Source organism: Blautia sp. HCP28S3_G10 (assembly GCF_052065235.1).
Classification (GTDB): domain Bacteria; phylum Bacillota; class Clostridia; order Lachnospirales; family Lachnospiraceae; genus Blautia_A.
The window spans coordinates 1-2,847 of record NZ_JBQHUL010000077.1; the positions used below are offsets into that span (position 1 = coordinate 1).

A 2,847-nucleotide genomic window follows, 5' to 3' on the forward strand; every position below is an offset into this window, starting at 1 on the left:
CTCATATATCCACACTTAGTGGGTAAACAAGGGAGAAAAGGATGGGAGTATCCCTTCCGAAATCCAACTTAATTTTTTTAAAAAAATGTCTTGACAAATGGGTTCACTTTACATCCATACTCTTTTATAAGTGTGGCTACTGTCCAAAGTCCATATTTATTGGCTGCGTCTTGGTAACCGTGCATAATCGCATGAAACTGCAAGGATTGCTCCGGCGGCATCCTTAACAGTTCTTTTTTGATCCAGAAAATTGATGCTTTCATATCCTGTCCACACTGCTTTTTCATTTCTTCAATGAACTGCCAGAAAGTTTCTTTATTTATTTCAGTTATTTTACCGCCCATATCAACCTCCCTCTATAAATCTTGACACTGCCTTCAGAGTTACCCATCATGACAAACAGTATTCCTTTCCAATCTATTATTGATAAAACACAAAGAAAACTGGCAGACGAGATATTTTCTCTACTGCCAGTTCAAATTATGTAAAAATAAACATTTCATTTCAACTAAGATTGTTTTGATCAGTCATCATTCATTTTGACCTCTGAAGTACTATCAATCTTAAAAACATCATTCAATAACTTATATACTATTTCATCTGCTTTCCCCCCAACCTTATTATATTTGGGTGCTGTCGAATATTTTCTTAATAAACATATGCTTTTTAATGTATCCTCCTGACTCATAAATGAATCTCTAATCATAGATTCATACAAATAATAATATGGGACAGTTAAAACATTGGAAAAGACATTCCCATTATCCGAATTACAAAAATATTCTTTGAAAGCTTCTGGAAATTCCTCATCTTTTAACATAGCATTAAAAGCATTTTGTGATAATAATATTTCTGACGCATTTAGTAACAGTTGACTTTCTAAAAAATATAATATTTCATTTGTTAATTCTCTTCTCGATATTAATATTCTTTGCATTGTAGGTAGTCGATTTTCTCCTGCTGATGAAGTAAGTACTGCGCCTATTCTGCACTCTAATTTTTCATATAAAATTGGTATATATGAAAAAATAAGGTAACATATTTCTCCGATCTCTTTACTCATAACAGAACAATATATTGCATTCATATTTAACGATATACAAGCACTCCCTGTGTATCTTTTCAAAATTTCTTCATTTTTATCATTCATTTTTCCTGTCTTAAATGAAATTTTTACTTCACATTCCGATGAATCTATCGATTTCATAAAACTCATTTTACCATGAATTAACTTGTTTTCGGATGATTTAGTAGGATAAAAATAAATATTATACTCTCCGAGATATGGTTTAAATACGTCATCATCCGCTCTGGTTATAAATGAATTGTTTACATTTCTTATTCTTTCATTTTGAGGTAATGTAATTGTAGTATTAGCATCTGTAGATAATATTTCATTCAAATCCAACTTTAGTGCTTTAGAAATGCATACAACATTCATAATAGATAATCCTGTTGCTGAATTAATAATTTTTGAAACAGCTGATTGATTTAAGTTAAACCCCTGTTCTCTACATATTTTCACTAAATCAGCTTGGCTATAATTCAATTCCTTTAGAGCATACTTTATTCTCTCTGATATTGCAGAATAATATTTTTCTTTATCTAAAGATCCCATTTTTTTCCTCCTCAAGCTATCTACAATGCATTTTATGTGCATTTTTATTATATCATATTCCCGTTTTTTATTCAATTTGTTTTTACTTTTTCTAATATGAATTTTATTATTCTATTTAGAATTTTATTTTTCTCAATATTCTATTTTTGTGTGCGTTTATTCTTCTTTTTTTGTTTGTTTTCTATATTTTTTTACTATTTTCCTCTTTGTTATTGACATTTTTCACATATAGTGATACAATACTATTACAAAACAGTAAGGAGAATTCCAATGAAATTACCAATGATAACGTGATAGAATTAAAGAAAAACGTATACCCAGTCTTATACACGCACTTCTTTATTTCTATCACAAAATCCCCCAAAAATAACCGAATATTTCTTATGTTGAACAGGAGGTGCTTTATGAACAATCTGTCAAACACAAGTTCCGATTATGTATGTAATCTGCCGCCTAAAACAAGTCAGTTTACTGAAAGGACTATTCTCTTCGACAAAGAATATATCATTGCGCGGCAAAGCAGTTACCGTTCTTTAGGGACAAGTGATCATTCCATAATTGAAAATACCATTGAGGCCAAAAGAGTTCGCTATTATCCTAGATGGTCTTTTGTCCTTATGATAGTATTCCTGCTTTTACTTATTGCAATATTCCTTTTTAATAATAAAATTTTTTCTACAAATTTGTCTAATACCACTGCACAAGAATCGTCTGCAGTTACAGAAACAGATTTGCCTCCAGTAGATTCACTAATTAGCAAGGAGGAAATCTTAACTTATATTACAACTTATGTACCCTTGGAAAATGGAATGATTTTTTCTGATAGTTCTTCAGAAATAATTTCAGATGCGAAAATACAAGAGTTACAAACAAAATATGATGTTAAAATTTATGCTATACTAATTCGAATGGGTGTTAACGAAATATATGCAAGGTATGGATATGTATTTACTGTATCACCATGGAATACATATTACAGCCAACAAAATTGGTATAAACCTAACCCTCAAAGTAACATTGATTTTTCTTCCTTTAACGAGACAGAGGTTCTAAATTTGAAAAAACTTCTTCAGGAAGAAGAACTTATGAAGCAGTAAAACAATCTCAGCAATTATAATTGTATAATGAACCCATAAATTAAGACAAAAAAATCATTGTTTCTAAGTTGGATTTCCCGTATGATTTTTATAACGAAAGGAGTCCAACTATGGCAAGACAACAACATTCAC

3 protein-coding genes are annotated in these 2,847 nt (G+C 30.3%); 1 reads left to right on the forward strand and 2 read right to left on the reverse strand.

The window, feature by feature from the left end; all coding sequences use genetic code 11:
* Positions 1–77: 77 nt before the first annotated feature.
* On the reverse strand, positions 78–344 hold the full coding sequence (locus ACTNB8_RS16125) for a DUF4240 domain-containing protein (RefSeq protein ID WP_441056092.1): 267 nt from the start codon (positions 342–344) through the stop codon (positions 78–80).
* A gap of 179 nt (positions 345–523) precedes the next feature.
* The gene (locus tag ACTNB8_RS16130) at positions 524–1,618 is read right to left on the reverse strand and encodes a helix-turn-helix domain-containing protein (RefSeq protein WP_441056093.1); all 1,095 of its coding nucleotides are present in this window, start codon (positions 1,616–1,618) and stop codon (positions 524–526) included.
* Positions 1,619–2,022: 404 nt separating this feature from the next.
* Here ACTNB8_RS16130 and ACTNB8_RS16135 point away from each other — a divergent pair, with 404 nt between their 5' ends.
* Positions 2,023–2,715, forward strand: a complete 693-nt coding sequence (locus tag ACTNB8_RS16135; protein ID WP_441056094.1) for a YARHG domain-containing protein — start codon at positions 2,023–2,025, stop codon at positions 2,713–2,715.
* Positions 2,716–2,847 lie beyond the last annotated feature (132 nt).

Bases quoted from the DNA above. Each gene is read 5' to 3' on its own strand.
- ACTNB8_RS16125 (WP_441056092.1), bottom strand. From the start codon at position 344: ATGGGCGGTAAAATAACTGAAATAAATAAAGAAACTTTCTGGCAGTTC.
- ACTNB8_RS16130 (WP_441056093.1), bottom strand. From the start codon at position 1,618: ATGGGATCTTTAGATAAAGAAAAATATTATTCTGCAATATCAGAGAGA.
- ACTNB8_RS16135 (WP_441056094.1), top strand. From the start codon at position 2,023: ATGAACAATCTGTCAAACACAAGTTCCGATTATGTATGTAATCTGCCG.